1 protein-coding gene is annotated in these 2806 nt (G+C 37.7%); it reads right to left on the reverse strand.

The genetic code is table 11. From position 1 onward, the window contains the following. Window positions 1-2011: 2011 nt before the first annotated feature. Window positions 2012-2299: a hypothetical protein gene (locus AC1D7X_RS25635; RefSeq protein WP_495476420.1), complete on the reverse strand. Its 288-nt coding sequence runs from the start codon at window positions 2297-2299 to the stop codon at window positions 2012-2014. Window positions 2300-2806: the final 507 nt, after the last annotated feature.

Below are 2806 nucleotides of genomic sequence, written 5' to 3' on the forward strand. Positions count from 1 at the left end.
CCTTGGTTCCTTAAAAAACCATTCTTTCATCACCAATCGGACCCCACTTTAACAATCATTTTTTACTTTTAGTAACTTCAGCTTTTATGTATTTATAAGCTTTACAACAATTTCAGTTAACGTATCCGCATTTCTGACGTCCGAACGGCTTAAGGACCATAGGTCCGGGTGGCTCTGCCACTTAGCCGGTTGGATGTGTCGCCTGATTCCACTTCTCCGAAATACCTCTTAGCGACCAAGGAGCGTCAGCGACGAAGCAAAAATGCATTGTTAACTGATGCTCCTTCTTCTTCGACTTACCCTTCGAAATTACTTGTTCCGGTTTTTACGTGTTTCCTTCTTTAACTCTCTTATTTCTTTAATGATCCTATCTAATCCTGTTTCCGCATAGGAAACACTCCTTGAAATATAGGCTCTTCATTTCTACCTTTTCAATTATCGTTTCCGTGTGGGAAACATTCCATATTCGTTATGAGTTGATCATGTTTTCATGGTTTTCACTTTAAATCTGTTTCCGTATGGAAACTTTCATATCAGTTTTAAGCTCTACTCATCTTTAACATCTCTTTAATTAGTGCTTTTTCATGCCTTTTACATTTCTCAAGGAGTTTCAGTTAACGTTGCGCATTTCTGACGTCCGAACGGCTTAAGGACCGCAGGTCCGGGTGGCTCTGCCACTTAGCCGGTTGGATGTGTCGCCTGATTCTACTTCTCCGAAATACCTCTTGGCGACCAAGGAGCGTTAGCGACGAAGCAAAAATGTAATGTTATAAGATGTCCGGGGCCTCTTTGAATATTCTCACTAAATCTTTAATAAATCACTTCTCCGAAAAGCTCCAGCAAAATGTCACTTCAAATCTTCTTCTTCGAAATGCCTCAGTAAAATGTCACTTCAATCTTCTTCTTCGAAATGCCTCAGTAAAATGTCACTTCAATCTTCTTCTTCGAAATGCCTCAGTAAAATGTCACTTCAATCTTCTTCTTCGAAATGCCTCAGTAAAACGTCACTTCAATATACTTCTTTGAAGCCTCAGTAAAAACATCACTTCAATATACTTCTTCGAAATGCCTCAGCAAAATGTTATTTCAAATTTTCTTCCTCGATAAACCCTAGTAACATGTCACTTCAAATCAACTTCCTTGAAATATCCTAAGTAATAACAACTGTCTTTACCCCGGATTTCTTATAACGTTTGGCATTTCTGACGTCCAAACGGCTTAAGGACCGTAGGTCCGGGTGGCTCTGCCACTTAGCCGGTTGGATGTGTCGTCTGAATACACTTCTCCGAAATACCTCTTGGCGACCAAGGAGCGTCAGCGATGAAGCAAAAATGCATTGTTATAAGATGTCCGGGGCTTCTTTGAATATTCTCATTAATTCTTTAATAAATCACTTCTCCGAAACGCTCTAGCAAAATGTCACTTCAAATCTACTTCTTCGAAATGCCTCAGCAAAACGTCACTTCAATCTACTTCTTCGAAATGCCTCAATAAAATATCACTTCAATCTACTTCTTCGAAATGCCTCAGTACAATGTCATTTCAAATTTGCTTCCTCGATAAACCCTAGTAGCATGTCACTTCAAATCTACTTCTTTGAAATGTCCTAAGCAATAACAAATGTCTTTACCCCGGATTTCTTATAACGTTGCGTATTTCTGACGTCCAAACAGCTTAAGGACCGCAGGTCCGGGTGGCTTCGCCACTTAGCTGGTTGGATGTGTCGCCTGATTCCACTTCCCCGAAATTCCTCTTGGCGACCAAGGAGCGTCAGCGACGATGCTGAAAAACATTGTTATACGCTGCCCCTTCTTCTTCGATAACACTCACATAGCTGTCTTGTTTGTTTATGTACTGGCTAGGTTAATTTTAATGTTGATTTAGTCGGGTCGGAAAATAAAAATTGAGTTGGCTCTACTAAGCTGTAGGATCGACTCTATTTCGTTTATTTTGGTGAGTAAATCTTTAAAGAGCCTCCTTATGTTAAATAAGACTAATTTACTCAAGCTAATTAAATCTTCACTTGTATTTCTCCTATTACAAACCCTATACATATAAATACCAAAATAAAGGAAATTAAAGAAAGAGAAAATCTATGCATGAATTGAATAGGAAGTAAGTTAGCTCTGAACTTACTTGTAAATGTATCTAGAATAACAACGATTGCAAGAAATAATACACCCGTTAGTACGTCAATATAAGTAAATGGCTTACCAATATATTTACTAAGAAAAACAAATAAACTGATGATTACACTGTATTGTCCAAATTGAAAAAGAAAATATTTAAAATGATTCATAAATACACCATCCTCCCTGAAACTTCCTCTAAAGATTTCTGTGATATTTCTATACGTTTTATTAACTTCGAACAAGCATTCTTAACACTATTATAGAACGAATGTCCATCAACAATGAGTATTAACATAGCCTATGTATTTAATATGTCTTTATATGTTTGTGTCTCTCGGATCTATCAGTCCGTTTCCGCATAGGAAAGTTACCTCTCTACTATCCATTTGTCCTAAGATTTCAACTACTTCTTCGTAAATGCAAACATATCCTTTAAATTGATTTATGCCTTATATGTCTACCCATCAGTAATAATTTATATAATTAATCGTTTCACCGTTATTGAAGGTTTATTGGTCATTTCAGTTTAACAATTCTCAAAGGGGTTGCGTATAACGTTTGGCATTCCTGACGTTCAAGCAGCTTAAGTGACCAAAGGGAACGGGTCGTCAGACTTAGCTGGTTGAATGTATCGCCTGAATAATCTCCTCAGAAATCCTTCTAGGCGATCAAGG

The organism is Paenibacillus sp. Y568, assembly GCF_059445545.1.

Coding starts and splice junctions, on each gene's coding strand:
- AC1D7X_RS25635 (WP_495476420.1), bottom strand. CDS start 2,299: ATGAATCATTTTAAATATTTTCTTTTTCAATTTGGACAATACAGTGTA.